Origin of the sequence: Sphingomonas sp. UYEF23 (assembly GCF_040546165.1) — a bacterium.
Taxonomy (GTDB): Bacteria; Pseudomonadota; Alphaproteobacteria; order Sphingomonadales; family Sphingomonadaceae; genus Sphingomonas; species Sphingomonas glacialis.
In genome coordinates this window covers 163,315-179,585 of the sequence record NZ_JBEPNG010000002.1, presented here as the reverse complement: position 1 = coordinate 179,585, position 16,271 = coordinate 163,315, and the positions used below count along the sequence as shown (strand labels likewise).

20 protein-coding genes are annotated in these 16,271 nt (G+C 65.4%); 5 read left to right on the top strand and 15 right to left on the bottom strand.

The annotated features are described in order from the left end of the window. Nucleotides 1–136 precede the first annotated feature (136 nt). On the bottom strand, nucleotides 137–1,234 hold the full coding sequence (locus ABIB28_RS04000) for a fatty acid desaturase family protein (RefSeq protein WP_354286553.1): 1,098 nt from the start codon (nucleotides 1,232–1,234) through the stop codon (nucleotides 137–139). Nucleotides 1,235–1,360: 126 nt separating this feature from the next. On the opposite strand from ABIB28_RS04000, the gene ABIB28_RS03995 reads away from it, so the two are divergent. Next, nucleotides 1,361–2,518, top strand: coding sequence for an N-acetyltransferase (locus tag ABIB28_RS03995; protein ID WP_354286551.1), 1,158 nt, complete (start codon nucleotides 1,361–1,363; stop codon nucleotides 2,516–2,518). Between the two features lie 47 nt (nucleotides 2,519–2,565). Here ABIB28_RS03995 and ABIB28_RS03990 read toward each other — a convergent pair whose 3' ends face one another. The 6 genes from ABIB28_RS03990 to ABIB28_RS03965 all read right to left on the bottom strand — a co-directional run bounded on the left by ABIB28_RS03990 (nucleotide 2,566) and on the right by ABIB28_RS03965 (nucleotide 8,758). Continuing rightward, nucleotides 2,566–2,820, bottom strand: a complete 255-nt coding sequence (locus ABIB28_RS03990; protein ID WP_354286549.1) for a hypothetical protein — start codon at nucleotides 2,818–2,820, stop codon at nucleotides 2,566–2,568. A 178-nt stretch (nucleotides 2,821–2,998) separates the two neighbouring features. Then, nucleotides 2,999–3,769 (bottom strand): exodeoxyribonuclease III, encoded by a 771-nt coding sequence (gene xth / locus ABIB28_RS03985; RefSeq protein WP_354286547.1) that lies wholly within the window; start codon nucleotides 3,767–3,769, stop codon nucleotides 2,999–3,001. Nucleotides 3,770–3,799: 30 nt separating this feature from the next. Then, complete coding sequence (erpA, locus tag ABIB28_RS03980) at nucleotides 3,800–4,138, bottom strand: iron-sulfur cluster insertion protein ErpA (protein ID WP_354286545.1); 339 nt, start codon at nucleotides 4,136–4,138, stop codon at nucleotides 3,800–3,802. Between the two features lie 47 nt (nucleotides 4,139–4,185). Beyond that, entirely contained in the window at nucleotides 4,186–5,379 is a 1,194-nt protein-coding gene (locus ABIB28_RS03975) for a M23 family metallopeptidase (protein WP_354286543.1), read from the bottom strand. Between the two features lie 221 nt (nucleotides 5,380–5,600). Then, a complete protein-coding gene (locus ABIB28_RS03970) occupies nucleotides 5,601–6,083 on the bottom strand; it encodes a peroxiredoxin (protein WP_354286541.1) in 483 nt (160 codons plus the stop codon). Then, on the bottom strand, nucleotides 6,080–8,758 hold the full coding sequence (locus ABIB28_RS03965) for a [protein-PII] uridylyltransferase family protein (RefSeq protein WP_354286539.1): 2,679 nt from the start codon (nucleotides 8,756–8,758) through the stop codon (nucleotides 6,080–6,082). The genes ABIB28_RS03970 and ABIB28_RS03965 overlap by 4 nt, the downstream gene beginning before the upstream one ends. Nucleotides 8,759–8,832: 74 nt before the next feature. On the opposite strand from ABIB28_RS03965, the gene ABIB28_RS03960 reads away from it, so the two are divergent. Beyond that, nucleotides 8,833–9,024: a hypothetical protein gene (locus tag ABIB28_RS03960; protein ID WP_322160459.1), complete on the top strand. Its 192-nt coding sequence runs from the start codon at nucleotides 8,833–8,835 to the stop codon at nucleotides 9,022–9,024. A 16-nt stretch (nucleotides 9,025–9,040) separates the two neighbouring features. Here ABIB28_RS03960 and ABIB28_RS03955 read toward each other — a convergent pair whose 3' ends face one another. The 3 genes from ABIB28_RS03955 to ABIB28_RS03945 all read right to left on the bottom strand — a co-directional run bounded on the left by ABIB28_RS03955 (nucleotide 9,041) and on the right by ABIB28_RS03945 (nucleotide 10,780). Then, the gene (locus ABIB28_RS03955) at nucleotides 9,041–9,685 is read right to left on the bottom strand and encodes a sigma-70 family RNA polymerase sigma factor (protein WP_133189967.1); all 645 of its coding nucleotides are present in this window, start codon (nucleotides 9,683–9,685) and stop codon (nucleotides 9,041–9,043) included. A gap of 76 nt (nucleotides 9,686–9,761) precedes the next feature. Further along, nucleotides 9,762–9,905: a hypothetical protein gene (locus tag ABIB28_RS03950; protein ID WP_165954505.1), complete on the bottom strand. Its 144-nt coding sequence runs from the start codon at nucleotides 9,903–9,905 to the stop codon at nucleotides 9,762–9,764. Nucleotides 9,906–9,973: 68 nt separating this feature from the next. Further along, a complete protein-coding gene (locus tag ABIB28_RS03945) occupies nucleotides 9,974–10,780 on the bottom strand; it encodes a response regulator (RefSeq protein ID WP_133189969.1) in 807 nt (268 codons plus the stop codon). Nucleotides 10,781–11,029: 249 nt separating this feature from the next. Here ABIB28_RS03945 and ABIB28_RS03940 point away from each other — a divergent pair, with 249 nt between their 5' ends. The 3 genes from ABIB28_RS03940 (at nucleotide 11,030) to ABIB28_RS03930 (ending at nucleotide 13,247) form a co-directional block, all read left to right on the top strand. Further along, a complete protein-coding gene (locus ABIB28_RS03940) occupies nucleotides 11,030–11,206 on the top strand; it encodes a NepR family anti-sigma factor (protein WP_229839242.1) in 177 nt (58 codons plus the stop codon). A gap of 7 nt (nucleotides 11,207–11,213) precedes the next feature. Continuing rightward, nucleotides 11,214–12,809 (top strand): sensor histidine kinase, encoded by a 1,596-nt coding sequence (locus tag ABIB28_RS03935; protein WP_322160460.1) that lies wholly within the window; start codon nucleotides 11,214–11,216, stop codon nucleotides 12,807–12,809. Between the two features lie 303 nt (nucleotides 12,810–13,112). Beyond that, nucleotides 13,113–13,247 carry an entericidin A/B family lipoprotein gene (locus ABIB28_RS03930; RefSeq protein ID WP_189675467.1) on the top strand — a complete coding sequence of 45 codons (135 nt, stop codon included), beginning with the start codon at nucleotides 13,113–13,115 and terminating at the stop codon, nucleotides 13,245–13,247. 101 nt (nucleotides 13,248–13,348) lie between these two features. Here ABIB28_RS03930 and tatC read toward each other — a convergent pair whose 3' ends face one another. Genes tatC through ABIB28_RS03905 form a run of 5 tightly spaced genes read right to left on the bottom strand, consistent with a single transcriptional unit; the run spans nucleotide 13,349 to nucleotide 16,214 of the window. Further along, nucleotides 13,349–14,128 (bottom strand): twin-arginine translocase subunit TatC, encoded by a 780-nt coding sequence (tatC, locus tag ABIB28_RS03925; protein ID WP_133189975.1) that lies wholly within the window; start codon nucleotides 14,126–14,128, stop codon nucleotides 13,349–13,351. Further along, nucleotides 14,125–14,592 (bottom strand): Sec-independent protein translocase protein TatB, encoded by a 468-nt coding sequence (tatB, locus tag ABIB28_RS03920; RefSeq protein WP_354286535.1) that lies wholly within the window; start codon nucleotides 14,590–14,592, stop codon nucleotides 14,125–14,127. The genes tatC and tatB overlap by 4 nt, the downstream gene beginning before the upstream one ends. A 19-nt stretch (nucleotides 14,593–14,611) precedes the next feature. After that, nucleotides 14,612–14,860, bottom strand: a complete 249-nt coding sequence (locus ABIB28_RS03915; protein WP_133189979.1) for a twin-arginine translocase TatA/TatE family subunit — start codon at nucleotides 14,858–14,860, stop codon at nucleotides 14,612–14,614. A 26-nt stretch (nucleotides 14,861–14,886) separates the two neighbouring features. Beyond that, nucleotides 14,887–15,474, bottom strand: a complete 588-nt coding sequence (gene scpB / locus ABIB28_RS03910) for an SMC-Scp complex subunit ScpB (RefSeq protein WP_133189981.1) — start codon at nucleotides 15,472–15,474, stop codon at nucleotides 14,887–14,889. Next, nucleotides 15,471–16,214: a segregation and condensation protein A gene (locus ABIB28_RS03905; protein ID WP_189675470.1), complete on the bottom strand. Its 744-nt coding sequence runs from the start codon at nucleotides 16,212–16,214 to the stop codon at nucleotides 15,471–15,473. The genes scpB and ABIB28_RS03905 overlap by 4 nt, the downstream gene beginning before the upstream one ends. Nucleotides 16,215–16,271: the final 57 nt, after the last annotated feature.

Below are 16,271 nucleotides of genomic sequence, written 5' to 3'. Positions count from 1 at the left end.
CCATTGCATCCTAGGGAATAGCAGGTCCCCGGCAGAGGTCCGGGTCCGGGCGTGGTGGGCTCGCTCGTGAGCAGTGGACCGGCCCGCTACTGGGCCCCGGCCTTCGCCGGGGAACGCGCGAGCCGGAGGGGCGATCCTAGCCGCGGCGTCCCATCGTGCTGCGCACCAGCCGTGAAACCAGTCCCGGCAGCCCCTTATAGCTCGCCTTGTGATACGGCGATTCGGGTGCGAGCGCAGCCGACAGGCGACGATGCGCCTCGGCGAGGCCGTGATACGGCACGCCCGGGATGAGATGATGCAGCGCGTGATAGCGCAGACCGACCGGCGCCCACAGCACGGGCAGCAAAGCCGGCGGCGGCACATTGACCGTGTCGAGATATTGCGCGGTGACGGTCATCGTCTCCCCCTCATTCTCCCACAGATGCGCGACGAGCGTGCGAACCTGGTTGAGAACGTAAGTAACCGACAGGATCGCCCCGAAGATCGCCGCCTGACGCAGCGGGAGCACACCCGTCGCGATCACGACGATCAGCGTGATCGCCCACAAGCTGCACGCAATCTCGAGCAGCAGCATTTGCCGCGCGACCTCGCCCTCGGGCATGCGCCGGCGGAACGACGGATTGATCGACAGCGACGAATAGCGCTCGATCAGCGTGCGGCGCAGACCCGGCACGACGAGCGACAACGGGCTCAGCACGCCGAAGCGGACCAGCAACGCGATCGGCGCGAGCAGCGCGGTCAGGATGAACACCGGCAACGTCCACGGCTTCATCAAAGCGAGCGGCAGATATTCGGGATCCTCGACCGTGCCGTAGCGCGTGCGGGCGTGATGAAGGTTGTGGACGCCCTCATACATGAAGCTCGGCACCAACAGCGGCACGCCCGCGATCAGGTTCCAGCCAAGCCGGAAGCCGGGCACCGATGCGTGCCGCATATGCGTGATTTCATGGATGAAGCTGCCCGCGCGATACAGGCCGAGAATCGCGACCAACGCCGCAACGAGCCCGAGGCCAAGCGACGGAGTCGTCATCGCGATCGCCAAGCCAGCGTAACCGACTCCCGCCGAAAGCAGGAAGTCGGTCCAATAGATAAGCGGGCGTGGCGCGTTGAGATCGCGCGTCAATTCGGCGACTGTGCGCAACATCGCGCGATCATCGGCAATGCTCGACAGCGCGACGCGCGGAGCAATCGTTGGCGCGGCCGCGCGCTGGTCCAGGGAAATCGAAGCGTTCATGGAGTGTGCCATTGCAAGAAGATAGTGGCTAGACGGTGGCAAAACAGGGGGGAGCTGCGCGATTGCTTGACAGTGAGCGGGCAGACCCGGAAGGGCGTTGACCGATCTTCTCGAGGTGAACCGCTCATGGCCCCTGCCCCGCTAACCATCCGGCCGATCGACAGCAAGGCCGATCGCAAGCGCTTCGTCGACCTGCCGTTTCGGCTCTACGCGAACGACCCCAATTGGGTTCCACCGCTGAAAGGCGAAGCGCTCGGACTGATCACGCCCGAAAAGAACGGCTGGTTCAGCCATGCGATCGCACAGCTCTTCCTCGCCGAGCGCGGCGGCACGGTCGTCGGGCGAATTTCGGCGCATATCGATACGCTCGCGCTGACGATGGATCCGTCCAAGGGCTTCGGCCCCGGGTGTGGGCAATGGGGGCTGTTCGACGCCGAGGACGCGACGATCGCGGCGGCGCTGATCGCGGCGGCCGAGGGCTGGCTGCGCGACCAGGGCATGACGCGCGCGCTCGGGCCGATCAGCATGTCGATCTGGGAAGAGCCGGGACTGCTGGTCGAGGGCTACGATCACCCCCCGACGATCATGATGGGCCATGCCAAGCCCGAATATCGCGGCTGGATCGAGGCGGCGGGGTATCACAAGGTCAAGGAGTTGCTGACCTACGACCTCGACATCACCAAGGACTTCCCGCCGCTGCTCCAGCGGATCATCGCGTCGGGCGAAAAGAACCCGCGAATCCGCATCCGCAACGTCGACAAGACCAAGTTCGAGGAAGAAGCCGCGATCATCCTCGCGATCCTCAACGATGCGTGGGCCGACAATTGGGGGTTCGTGCCCCTCACCCCGCCCGAGATCAAGGATGTCGGCGTCAAGCTGAAGCCGATCGTGTTCAACGATCTCATCCGCATCGCCGAACTCGACGGACGCCCGGTCGCGTTCATGATCGACCTTCCCGATCTCAACGAAGTGATCAAGCCGCTCAAGGGCAATCTGCTCCCCTTCGGCTGGGCCAAGATCCTGCTGTGGCTGCGCAAGCCGAAGGTGCGCACGGTCCGCGTGCCGTTGATGGGGGTGCTCAAGGAGCTCCAATCCTCGCGGCTCGCCAGCCAGCTCGCCTTCATGCTGATCCAGTACATCAAGGATGCCTCGGTAGAGCATTACGGCGCGACGCGCGGCGAAATCGGCTGGATCCTCGAGGACAATCAGGGGATGCGCTCGATCGCCGATGCGATCCAGTGCACGATCAACAAGCGCTACTGGATCTTCGAAAAGACGCTGTAGCGCAGGCGGTCGATGGTGCCGCGCGGGTCGCGGCACCATCCGATCGGTCAGTCGGCCTTGGCGAGCGGATCGACACCTTCGTCGGCAAGCCAGTCGGCGCGCGTCTTGCAGGTCCGGCGTGGAATTCGCGAACCGGTGACCTGGTTGACGACGCAATAGCGCGTCACGCGTTGCGCCGTCGGTGCGCGCGCGCCAGCCTCGATCGACTGCGAGGATGGCGTCGCCGCCGGGCGGGCCTCGCCGGCGAAGGGGGCGGTTGCGATGCTCAGGGCGCTGGTGGCGAGAAGCAAAAAGATGGTCATGGTCTGTCCTCCGCAAAGTTCGCGAGTTCCGCTGAACGGCTCGCGACTGAAGCAGTGCATTAGTCATGCCAAACACTTAATAGCCTGGTTTACCTAGCTATTTTTCGATTCTTTCATTCAGATGAATGGCCTCGCATACCAACCTCCGGCGGATAATACCGATTGTCGGTGGCAAACCTCAGCGCAGCATCACCCAAGTCGGCGCATGGTCGCTTGCCTTCTCGCGCGCGCGATACGCCTTGTCGACGCCGGCATCGAGCAGCCGATCGGCTGCCATCGGGCTGAGCAGCAGGTGATCGATACGGAAGCCGGCATCACGTTGCCATGCGCCTGCCTGATAGTCCCAGAAGGTCCACACCCCGCCACCCGGGTGACGCGTGCGCAGCGCATCGGTCCAGCCTTGCGCAACGAGCGTGCGGAAGCCGGCGCGGCTCTCGGGCTGCATCAGCGCATCGTCCTGCATCGCGCGGACCGAATAGGTGTCATCGTCATTGGGAATGACGTTGTAATCGCCCGCGAGCACGACGGGCAGCTCCTCGGCGAGCAAAACGTGCGCCCGCGCGGCGAGGCGATCGATCCAGCGCAGCTTGTAGTCGAACTTGGGTCCCGGCTGCGGGTTGCCGTTGGGGAGGTAGATCGAGGCGACCACCAGCCCGTCGATCTCGGCCTCGAGATAGCGGCTGTGCTCGTCCTCGGGCTCGCCCTCGAGGCCGCGCTGGCGCTCGACCGGATCCTGCCCCTTCGCGAGGATCGCAACGCCGTTCCAGCTCTTCTGGCCGTGCCACAACACGCCGTAGCCCGCCGCGCGGATGTCGGCCTCCGGGAAGGTCTCGTCGCTGGTCTTGAGTTCCTGCAGGCACACGACGTCGGGCTGCTGCTCGGCGAGATATTCCAGCAGGCGCGGCAGGCGCGCCTTGATGCCGTTGATGTTGAATGTAACGATCTTCACGTGGCGCTGCCCCTTGGTTGGGGCCGGACGTTACACCGAGAAGCTGGAACCGCAACCGCAACCCGACGCCGCCTGCGGGTTGGTCACCTTGAACGCGGCGCCGCCGAGTTCCTCGACATAATCGACGGCCGCGCCGCGGACGAGATCGAGGCTGATCGAATCGACCACCAGACGCACGCCGTCCTGCTCGGCGACGGCATCATCGGCATCGACCGCATCGGCAAAGCCGAATTTATACTGGAAGCCCGAGCATCCCCCGCCATCGACCGACAGCCGGAGGATCGGCGGCTTGCCTTGCTTGCCCGCGATCATCGCGACGCGAGCGGCGGCAGAGGGCGTGAGCGCGATTTCGGGAGCGAGTGTGGCCATGCCGCCAAGATAAGCCTTTGCAGCGCCAACGGCAACCAGCGCGGAAATCAGTCCGCTGCGGCAGGCCCGCCGACCGAGACCGGGATCGTCGAGATCGACTTGTCCTGCGCCGCGACGAGATAGTCGGCGGTCTGCAGGAACGGCACGGGGTTCACCGCGCGACCGTCGATCCGCACTTCATAATGGAGGTGCGGCCCGGTCGAACGCCCGGTCGAACCCATCAGCGCGATCAGCTGACCGCGATGCACGCGCGTGCCCGGCTCGACCAGGATCTTCGAGAGATGGCCGTAGCGCGTCTGGATCCCCTTGCCATGATCGAGCTCGACCATGTTGCCATAGCCACCGGCGCGCTCGGCGCGATCGACCATGCCGTCGGCGGTGGCGTAGATCGGCGTGCCGACCGGGCCGGGGATATCGACGCCGGCATGCATCGCGGCGGTGCCGCGGAAGGGATCCGAACGGATCCCGTAATTGCTGGTGTAATTGAGATGCGCGACGGGCTGCGCCGAGGGGATCGCGATCACGCCCTGCTGGAGCGTATCGAGCTTCTTCCACGTCATGAACAGCGAGCGGAACTGAGTGTCGGCGCGTAGGTCGGCTTCGGTCGCGGCGCTGTCGGCGGCTTCGTACGGGCCGCCCATTGCGGGCTGCTTGGCGACGATCCGCGCCGGGTTGAGCCCGAGGCTGCGGACATGCGCGACAGCCTTTGCAAAGCGCTGGTCGACGACACGGCGCGCCTGCACCGCGACCGCGACTTGCTGCTGTTCGATCTTCTTGAGCGGCGCGACGACATCGGCAGCAAGCGCATCGGCCTTGGGGTCGACCGTCGGGGTCGGCTTGGCGAGCGCGGCGGCATCGCCCTTGCCCGACACGACCGCGACGAGCAGCGCCTGGCGCTGGTCGATCCGCGCGGCGTGCGCCTGTGCCGCGGCTTTGATCGTCGCGACGTCGGCCTGCATCTTGCTGACGCGAATGCGCAGCTGTGCGACCTTGGCTTCGGGCGAGAGTGGCGCATCGACGATACCGCTCATCGCTGCGGCGCCGACCGCGGCCTGCGCCACGCCGTAGGCCGAGAAGCACAGCGTCACGCCAGCGACACCCGCCATCATCGCCTGCGCACGACCGCCAAGGCTGAAACGCTTGAGATCACGTCCGTCATGGAAGATGAAATCGCGGGTCTTGAAATACGCCTTCAGACGCGACGCAAGTCGCACACCAGACTCGATCGAAATTCGGTTCATTGGACCCCGGCGATCAAATTGCGTTTGCCGGATAATGCCAGCGCCCGCCCCACTTTCGATCCGGCTACAACCCCCTGCACCCGGACACGCAGTGTGTGACCGATAGCGCGCGTGTCACGCAAGGGCTGGATAGGTCCGGCGCGGCCAAGCGGCTGATCGCCACGGCGAGTCGTTTAGCGCATCGTAAAAATACTGATGGAATCGACAGATGCGGGGAACCGTCACGCGATGGCGCGAACCGCCTCGAGCACTTCGGCGACATGGCCGGGCACGCGCACCTTGCGCCAGGCGCGCACGAGCACGCCCTTCGCATCGAACAGGAACGTCGCGCGCTCGATCCCCATATAGGTCTTGCCGTACATCTGCTTCTCGACCCACACACCGAACGCCTCGAGCACGACCGCGTCCTCGTCGCTCGCCAGCGGTACGGCGAGATCGTATTTGGCGATGAACTTCTGGTGTTTCGCGGGCGTGTCCCGCGAAACACCGAGCACGTCTGCGCCGAGTGCATCGAAATTCGCCTGATGCGCACTGAAATCCTGTGCTTCGCGAGTACACCCGCTCGTATCGTCCTTGGGGTAGAAATAGAGCACGAAGATCCGGCCGACCCGGTCGCGCAAGGCGGTTTGCGCGCCGTCGGGCAGGACGAGGTCGAGATCCGGCAGCGAATCGCCCACATCGATGGTCGTCTGGGTGGTCGTCATGGTGTTGGTTCCTCGACATGCTTGAGCCAGGCGGACACCTCCTGCCGCGTCGTCTCGAGCGAGGCAACTACCGCGGGCCAATCCGTCATGCCGAGCGCCTGCGCGACGAGCGCTTGCGTCGCGGGGCCCGGCGCACGCGCATCGGGCGCGACCAGCCGCAGCGTGACGAGCAGCCGCGTCAGCAGATCGTGCGCGGGGAGCATCGCCGCGGGCGCCAGACCCGCCGCGTCCAGCGCAGCGATCGCGCGGCGCAAATTGGGATCGAGCCCCTGCCCGCTTTGCAGCTGCACCATGTGCACCGCGAATTCGAGATCGACGAGCCCGCCGGGGAGCAGTTTGGCATCGAGCGGCCCGAGCGGCGGCTTGTGCGCGGCCATATCGGCGCGCATCTTCGTCCCCTCGGCGACGACGTCGCGCCGTGGTCGATCACCGCGCAGCACCGCGCCGACGATCGCCGAAACCGCCGCCTCGGCGTCCGCACTTCCGAACACGCACCGCGCGCGCGCGAGCGCCATATGCTCCCACGTCCACGCGCTTTCGCGCTGATAGCGTGCGAACCCGTCGAGCGAGACGCTGAGCGGCCCTTGCGTCCCCGACGGGCGCAACCGCGTATCGACCTCGTAGAGCGGTCCCGATGCGGTCGGCACCGACAGCGCGGCGCTGATCCGTTGCGCCAGCCGATTGTAATACAGCACCGCGCCGAGTGGCTTGGCCCCGTCGGATTCGGCGAGATAATCGCCGGTGAAGAGATAGATCAAGTCGAGGTCCGACGCGTGCGTCAACGCCCCGCCGCCCATCCGGCCGAGCGCGAGAATGACCAGCTCGCTGCCCGGCACACGGCCGTGCGCGAGTGCGAACTCGGCAATCGTGGCGGCGGCGAGTACGCGGATCGCCGCCTCGGCGACGCGCGCATAGCCGGCCGAGACGATCAGCGGATCCGACACGCCCGCGATGATCTGGGTACCGAGCGCAAAGCGCTTTTCGCCGACGATGCGCCGGACATGGTCGAGCTGCGCCTGGTAATCCGCACCGCCGCGCATCTCGCCCGCGAGCATCGCGACATCCTCGACCGGATCTAGCGCAGTCGCGTCGATCAGCCCGTCGATCAGTTCGGGCCGCCGCGCGAGATCCTCGGCAAGCGTCTCGGCATGGCTGAGGATCAGACCGAGCAGCCGCGCGAGCGCTGGCCGTGCCTCGAGCAACCGGAAGAAATTGACCGCGCTCGACAGTCGCGCGAGCATCCGGTCGAGCCGCACGATCGCGCCTTGCGGATCGGGCGCGCCACCGAGCGCCGCGATCAGACCGGGCAACACCGCCTCGAGCGCCGCGCGCGCCGCCGGGCTGCGCAGCGCGGGGTAGCCGCCGCCACGCCATTGCTCGATTCGCTGCGCCGCAAGCTTGGTCTCGACAAAGCCCGCTTCGGCCAATTGCGTATCGAGCCGATCCCCCTCGAACGACAGCGCATCGCCCTCTTCGGGGTCGAGCGCGTCATAGCTGCGCGCCGTCGCGGTCACCGCCGGGCGAAGCAGATCGAGCAACGCGCCGGCATCGGCAACACCGTGCAGCTTCGCGACGCCATCGAGCGCCTCTCCGGTCGGGAGTTGATGCGTCTGGCGGTCCTCGATCATTTGGACGCGGTGTTCGATCGTGCGAAGCAACGTATACGAGTCGCTCAGCGCCACCGCCTCGTCCGGATCGACCCAGCCCGCCGCAGCAAGCGCCGCCAACGCACCGCGCGTATCGGCGACGCGCAGCGCGGGATCGCGGCCGCCGTGGATCAGCTGGTGGATCTGCGCGAAAAATTCGACCTCGCGGATGCCACCGCGCCCGCGCTTGAGATCGTAGCCCGGGCCGAACGCCTGCCCCTGCGCGTAATGATCGCGGATCCGCCGCGAGATACCGCGAATCTCGCCGATGGCGCCGAAATCGAGCGCGCGGCGCCACACAAACGGCTGCACCGCGGTCAGGAAGCGCTCGCCCAGCGCAATGTCCCCCGCTGCCGCACGCGCACGGATGAAGGCGGCGCGCTCCCATGGCAGCGCCAGCGATTCGTAATAGGAAATCGCTGCATCGACCGACAAGGCGATCGGCGTGATCTCGGGCGACGGGCGCAGCCGCAAGTCGACGCGCAGGACATAGCCGTCGCCATCCCGCGCCTGCAGGATCTCGACGACGCGCTTGGCGATGCGGACCGCGGCTTCCTCGGGCGCTTCGCGCGCGCGATGCGGCAGCGTCGCGGGATCGAACAACAGGATCGGATCGATGTCGGAGGAATAATTGAGTTCGTGGCTGCCCTGCTTGCCGAGCGCGATTCCGGTAAAGCCGATCGGGGCGGCGCCAGGCGTACGTTCCTCGATCGCGGTCAGGATCGCGGTATGCAGCGCGCGATCGGCAAAGTCCGACAAAGCGCGCGTGACCGCCGACAAATCCTCGCGCCCCGACAGGTCGCCGATCGCGACTCGCAGTGCCAGCCGCCGGCGCTCCAGCCGCAGCCGGCGTGCCGGCGGCATCGTCAGGTCTGCGATCTCGATCGTGCGCAGCGCGGGTAGAACGCCGCCCGCAAGGCTCTGCGCCAGTTCAGGCTCGCGTTCGAGCAAGACAGCGAGGAACGGCGACCAGCGCCTGGCGCGATCGACGGCTGCAACAACATCTTGATCGGAGACAGCGTTTTTCATGGTCGAGATCATGCCTTGAGCCAGGACAGGCCAAATAGCACGCAACTAACGGTGTGGTCGGCCGTTGTTGACATATGTCAAAGTCCTATGCCTCGACTGGACAAAACCTGCCCACCACGGCGTACCTCGTCGCGGCGCCAGCTCGCTCGGACATCATCTCGTCGGCGCTCCGCAGTGCGTATCCGCAAGCGCACGCAGCGACCGACCCGTTCAGTGACATCCTTGCGGTCCTCGACACGATCGACCTGCAAAAAGTGCGGCGCTGAGCGCGCGACACGACGGCTAGCGTCGCTCGCGGCTCAATTCATCGACTTCGCCCATGATCGTGTCGAGCGCGGACATGCCGGGCTCATTGCTGTGGGTGCGACGCGATGCGAGCGAATTGTCGTTCATCACGGCTTCCAGCGCGACGCGACCACGCGCGACCCGGCTCTTGATGGTGCCGACCGCGACGCCGCAGATCTCCGCCGCCTCTTCATAGGCAAAACCGCCCGCGCCGACGAGGATCAAGGCCTCGCGCTGGGGCTGCGGAAGGTGCAGCAAGGCGCGCTGCATGTCCCCGAGCTCGACATGCTTGTCCTGGCTCGCCGGCGCCGCGAGAATCCGATCGGCGACCAGATCGTCCCATTCGCCTTTGAAGCGCGACCGGCGCATCTGGCTCAGGTACAGGTTGCGAAGGATGATGAAGGTCCAGGCGCGCATGTTCGTACCAGCCTGGAAGCGCAGCCGCGCCGCCCAGGCCTTCATCAGCGTTTCCTGGACGAGATCGTCCGCAAGATCGCGATTGCCTGAAAGCGACCGACCAAAGGCGCGCAGGTGCGGAATGACCTGTGCCAGCTGCGCCTTGAATTCCGGGTCAGAGAGCGAAACATGCTCCACCACGGGCTCGGGCGCATCATCTTCGTCATGGTCGATCGCGTCGGTCATGTAATCCAGTCTCGGCTTTGCAGAGCTCAAATGGGGGCATCGGACATCAATGTCCAATACGACCGACTAAGCGACTTTATCGTTGGGAGAAAAACAGCAGGACCGCGAAGATCACAATGATCAGGGTCAGCGATATGCCCAGCACGTACCGCGTGACATGGGGCGTCGAACCGGCGCGGGCATCTTGCTTGCTCAGTTCGATCGGATCGTCATGGTCCATGCGCGCCCCCTGTCGTTGTGGTTCCGTATCGTATGGAACCCAACACACAGGGGCGCGAATGGGTTCCCTCAGATGACGGGAACGGTTGCCTGATCGAAGAACAGCGCCTGGGCGATTGCCGCCTTGACGGTCGAACGCTGGAACGGCTTGGTGATGAGGAAGGTCGGCTCGGGCCGCTCGCCGGTCAGCAAACGCTCGGGGAACGCGGTGATGAAGATCACGGGAACCTCGAACTCGGCGAGGATGTCCTTGACCGCGTCGATGCCCGAACTGTCATCGGCCAACTGGATATCGGCGAGCACCAGGCCAGGACGATCTTCCATCGCCAGCGCAACGGCTTCGTCGCGCGTAACCGCAACGCCTGTCACGTCATGGCCAAGATCGCGCACGATCGTCTCGATATCCATCGCGATGATCGGCTCGTCCTCGATGATCAGCACGCGAGCGCGCGTCTGCTTCTCGATCTCGGCAAGGGCTTCGGTGACGAGCAATTCGACTTCGCTCGTATCGACGTCGATCAGATAGGCCGCGTCCTCGGGCGTAAAGCCTTCCATCGCGGTCAGCAGCAAGGCCTGACGCGACAACGGGGTCATCCGCGCAAGCCGCGCCCGCGCGATCGATTCCTGACCGTCGAGATCGCCCGCGCTCATGTTCTCCGGAGTCTCGTCGTAATTCGTCGAGGTCCAGATCGCCTGGAACATGCGATACAGGCCGAGGCGCGGATCGACTTCGCGTGGGAACTCGTCGGGAGCGGCAACGATCGCTTCGAGCGTCGCGCGCACATACCGGTCGCCGTGCGTCTGGCTCCCGGTCAGCGCACGACCATAGCGACGCAGGAACGGAAGATGGGGGGCAAGCTGCTGTCCTAACGACATGACTGTCGGGGTCTCCCTGAGGTAATGATCGGGGGACCTTGTGGAAGCGGCCCCCTGGCAATGCAACGCGTTTTCGTACCCCAAAAAACCGGAATTAAAATCGCGTCGAGTGCGGAACCATCGAACGCTTATTTGGTTTCATGCTGGAACATCGGTCGTTGCGATTGTCCGACAGTCGATCTACGAGCCGTTTGTTACGGTACCATATTCACACGACCGGGTCTGCCGGTGTGACCCAGGGGGACTGCATTGCGTTCGGGCGACGAATCTTCGAAGAAGCCGGTTGCGGCGCGCGCGTCCAATCCTGGTGCGAAGGTTCAAAGCAAGGACCGCGATATGGGTGCGGCCTTGCGGACGGTGTATCAGCGCACCGTCGAAGAGACGATTCCGCCCGAGATGCTGGACTTGCTGGGCAAACTAGACTGAGCGTTGCATGACTGACATCGCTGGCGATACCGCCCCCCCTCTTCAGTCCGGGCGGATCGGTGGCGCGCTCGACCGGATTCCGACCGGCGCAAAAGTCTTTCTGATCCTCGGCATCTGTCTTTTGCCACTGGCGATCATCGCCTTCTTCGCGACAATCCGTACCGCACAGCTCGCCGACGAAGCCACCCGCGCGCAGATGCAGGTCACCGCCACCGAAAGCGCGCGTAAGCTCGCGATCGAGCTGGTCGGTGACATGACCGCGCTGCGGGTTTCGCTCAACGCCCTCGAAAGCGATCCCGGCGACGCCCCGAGCTGCGCGCGTGCGCAAGGCGTATTCGCGCCGCAAGCCGCGATGGGTACTCGATTCGTCATCTCAGACTCCACTGGACGCGTAATTTGCGGCGAGCCGCTTCGCGCGGGGGCAGCGCCCAGCGCGACCAAGCCGGGCACTGCGATTGCCGCGCATCTCATCCCCGGCCAGGGCCTGACGCTTTCGACCACAAGCACCAGTGGCCGGACCAACGCCGCCGCGTTTTTCCCGACGCGCGTGCTCGCCGCCACCGCGATGCCGAGCAACGCGCCGCTCCCCTATGAAGCGCATCTGGTGCTCGATCGCGACGCGCTTCTACTCCACGCCTTGCCGCCGCGGACCGCGCTCGAACGCCGCGCGACGATCAATACCGTCATCGGCGTGGGGTCCGTCGTCCTCACCACCGAAGTGCAGGGTGCGCCGATCACCTCGCCGGTGCTGGTCGCGCTGTTGCTGCCGATCATCATGTGGGCCGCCGCCGCCGGTATCAGCTGGTTCGTCGTCGACCGCCTGCTGATCCGCTCGCTGCGCCAATTGCGCACGCGTGTCGCGAACTTCGTGCCGGGCGAGGAAATCGATCCGGGCACGATGCAAGCCCTGCCCGCGCAGGAAATCCGCGAACTCGGCGAGACCTTCCGCGCGATCAGCCGGACGGTCGCCGAGCACGAAGCCGGCCTCGCCGAAGGACTGGTCCGCCAGACCAAGCTGACGCGCGAGGTGCACCACCGCGTCAAGAACAACCTTCAAGTCATCTCGAGCCTGATCAATTTCCACGCCCGCGCGGCCCGCAGCGTCGAGGCGACGCAGGCCTATGCTTCGATCCAGCGCCGCGTCGACGCGCTGGCGGTGGTGCATCGCAACCATTTTGCCGAGCTCGAGGAAAATCGCGGGCTCTCGTTGCGCTCGGTGCTCGGTGAATTGGCCGCGAACATCCGCGCGACCGCGCCCGAGGACGCACCGATCGCGATCCAGCTCGACATTGCCCCCTACCTCGCCAACCAGGACGTCGCGATTGCAATCGCCTTCCTGCTGACCGAAATCATCGAACTCGCGATGACGGTGAATCCGACAGCCAACATGCGCATCTCGATCGCCGCCGCCGATGTGGCCGATCGCGCCGTCCTGCGGATCAACTCGCCGGCGCTGGTCGACAACGACCGGATGCGCGCGTTGGTGGCGGAGCGCTATGGCCGCGTCATCGAGGGGTTGTCGCGCCAATTGCGCTCGAAACTCCATTACGATCCGATGGTCGGAGCATACGAGATCGCAGTCGCGGTGACCGGGCGCGATTGATCCGCCCGGGGGAACCGAAAAAATCGCCGACGCGCATCTTTTCTCGGAACCGATCATCGCGATGGCCGTTTGGATATTCGGATAGCGAATTTATGCCCCCCGCTCTCGCTATCCAAGACATGGGCCCGGACGCGCTACCCCTCCCCCCCCCGGGTCGCGCTTCCGGGCCCAATTATTTCCTGCACCATCGGCGCGAAATCGGGACGCGCCACGATCGCGTTGCGGAACGATTCGACAGATCGATCATTGGACGCATGAGGCCGCCAGCTTATGGCTGCCCCGGCATTTTTCAGGAGTATTATCATGCGTAAGGCTACCTCGTTCGCGATCCTCGCCGCCGCCCTGCTCGTCGGCGCGTGCAACACCGTCGAAGGCGTTGGCAAGGACGTGAAGTCGGCTGGCGACACCGTCGCAAAGACCGCCGACGGCGCAAAGTAAGCCGCGCTTCAGCAATACGGAAAAGGGCTGTTCCCGGGTTCGGGAGCAGCCCTTTTTCGTGTCAGTCGTATTGAGGAGCCGCTACGCGTGCGGCGCGAAGATCAGCTCTCGACGAGCTCGGTCGACGCAGCCTTCACACGCTTTCGCTCGGTGAACCAGATCGCCACGAGCGCGAGCTCGTACAGCGCGACCAGCGGGATCGCGAGCATGATCATCGAGCCCGCGTCGGGCGGCGCCAGCACCAGCGCGAGCGCGAAGCAGCCGACGATCGCATAGCGGCGGCCACTCACCAGCTGCTTGCGCGTCACGAGCCCCGCGCGCTCGACCAGCATCAGCAGGATCGGCATCAGGAAAGCGAGCCCGAACGCGAACAGGAACTGCATCACGAAATCGAGATACGACGCGACCGAGGTCATCGCCTCTTGCTGCACCCCGCCAAGATTGCCCTGGAAGCTGTAGAAGAAACGCAGCGCCGACGGGATGGCGACGAAATACGCCATCGTCGCCCCGACGATGAACAGCACCGGCGTCGCGAACAGGAAGGGCAGCAGGGCGCGCTTCTCCTTCATGTACAGGCCAGGCGACACGAACGCCCATAACTGCATCGCGATGACCGGAAACGCGATCATCAGCGCGGCGAACAACGCGACCTTCAGCTGGACGAAAAAGCCGTCGAACACCCCGACCGTGATCAGCTTGGTCTGCCCGGCGAGCAGCAGCGGATGGACCAGAACGGTGAAGATCTCGCGCGAGAAGACATAGGTGCCGATGAACACCAGCAGGATCGCGACCAGGCAGAAGAACAGCCGCTTGCGCAGTTCGACAAGGTGATCGAGCAGCGGCGCGCGGCTGGCTTCGAGATCATCGACGGGTGCGTTCACGGATGCGCCCTAGGGTTATGCTCGGCGGTTTCGGGCTCGGCCGGGTGCGGCGCGGCGTCATGCGCGCCGGGGCCTGCAGGTTCGGCGATCACCGGCGGCGCGGTCAACGCCGGTGTCTCGACCATCATCGGCGGGGCATCGCCCTCAGTACCATCATAGCCGACATCGGTCTCCGCGCCCGATTCGAGATGCGGATGCCCGGAAAGCGCGGCGCGCTGCGACGGCTCGGGCGGATGCTCGCGCATGATGCGCTCATTCTCCGCCGCCCACTTCTTTTCCATTTCCTGCAGCTCGGCCTCGCGCACCATCGTGTCGAAGCCCGAGCGGAACTGGTTCGCGACGCCGCGCACCTTGCCGACCCAATGGCCGGCAAAACGCATCGCCTTGGGCAGATCCTTGGGCGGGATCACCAGCAAGGCCACGACCCCCAGCAGGATCACTTCGGACGATGCGACATCGAACATGGCAGCGCGGTGCCGCTGATCAGATTTCGGTGTCGCGGATGCGATTGCCGTCGCGGTCGAACACGGGGTCCGCCGACGCCTTGGCTTCGATCCGGCCCGGAACACCATTGGGTTCGCGCTTGGGTTCGTCGTCCTCGGCCATGCCCTTCTTGAACGACTTGATGCCCTTGGCGACGTCACCCATCATGTTCGAGAAACGGCCGCCACCAAGGACCAGGATCGCGATCCCGCCGAAGATCAGCCAGTGTACAATACTCAAACCACCCATGATCGGTCTCCTAAGGTCATCCCTATCTAGTCCTCCTCGTCGGAAACTTCCACCTCCGCGTCGGAGTCGATCCGCTCGAAGGCGAGATCGACCGGGTCGAGCAGCCCCGCCGCGCGCAGATCGTCGATCCCCGGCAGATCGCGCCGGCTCGCCAATCCGAAATGCGCGAGGAATTCCGGGGTCGTCGCATAGAGCAGCGGCCGTCCCGGCACCTCGCGCCGCCCGGCAGGCCTGATCCAGCCCGCTTCCATCAATACGTCCAAGGTGCCCTTAGAGATGCCGACGCCGCGAATTGCCTCGATTTCGGCGCGCGTTGTCGGCTCGTGGTACGCGATGATCGCGAGCGTCTCGATCCCGGCGCGGGTGAGTTTGCGCGGTTCCTCGTGCGTGCGGCGCAGCAAGTGCGCCATGTCGGGCGCGGTCTGGAAGTGCCAGCGCTCGCCGCGCTTGACGAGTTCGATCCCGCGCCCGGCATAATCGGCCTGCAGCGTGGCGAGCGCGGCGCGCACCTCGACGCCCTGCAGATGCGTGCGGATCGCGTCCGCGGTCATCGGTTCGGTCGCGGCGAACAGGACGGCCTCGACCGCGCGGACGACCGGATCGGGTGCACTCACGCCCGCGGCTCGACGGGTGTGCGCAGGTATAACGGCGCGAAGGGCGATTGCTGGCGGAGTTCGGCCCGGCCCTGCTTGGCGAGTTCGAGCGCGGCGACGAAGCTCGAGGCGAGCGCCGATTTGCGGAACACGCCCGTCGCCGCCGGCGGGAGGAAGGTCTCGATTGTCCGCCATTCCATCGTGATCCCGAGCAGCCTCCCGACGCGTTCGAGCGCGGCCTCGAGCGTCATCACCTCGCGCTGCGCGACGAAGTGCATGACGGGGCGCGTCCGTGCGGTGATGACGCCGTATGCGGCGATCAGATCGTAGATCTCGGCCTGCCACAGCGCCTTGCGCTGCGTGCGCAGTCCCTCCGGCGCGCCGCGCGGGAAAACGTCGCGCCCGATCCGGTCGCGCGCGACCAGCCGCGCGCCCGCCTCACGCATCGCGCTGAGCCGTTCGAGGCGGAGTTGCAGGCGCAGCGCGAGCTCTTCCGGGTTGGGCTCCACCTCGGGATCGCGGGGCAAAAGCAGCCCCGATTTGAGATAGGCGAGCCACGCCGCCATCACGAGATAATCCGCCGCCAACTCGAGCTTGATCGCGCGCGCCTCCTCGACGAAGCGGAGATATTGATCGACCAAGGCGAGGATCGAGATCGCTTTCAGATCGACCTTCTGATTGCGCGCGAGCGCGAGCAGGACGTCGAGCGGGCCTTCCCAGCCGTCGAGATCGAGCGTCAGCGTTGCGGGGTCTTCGGTCATTGCGCGAACGGTAGCAAAGACGCTCGCCGAGCGGCAGCCCCTTCTAAATCCTCACTT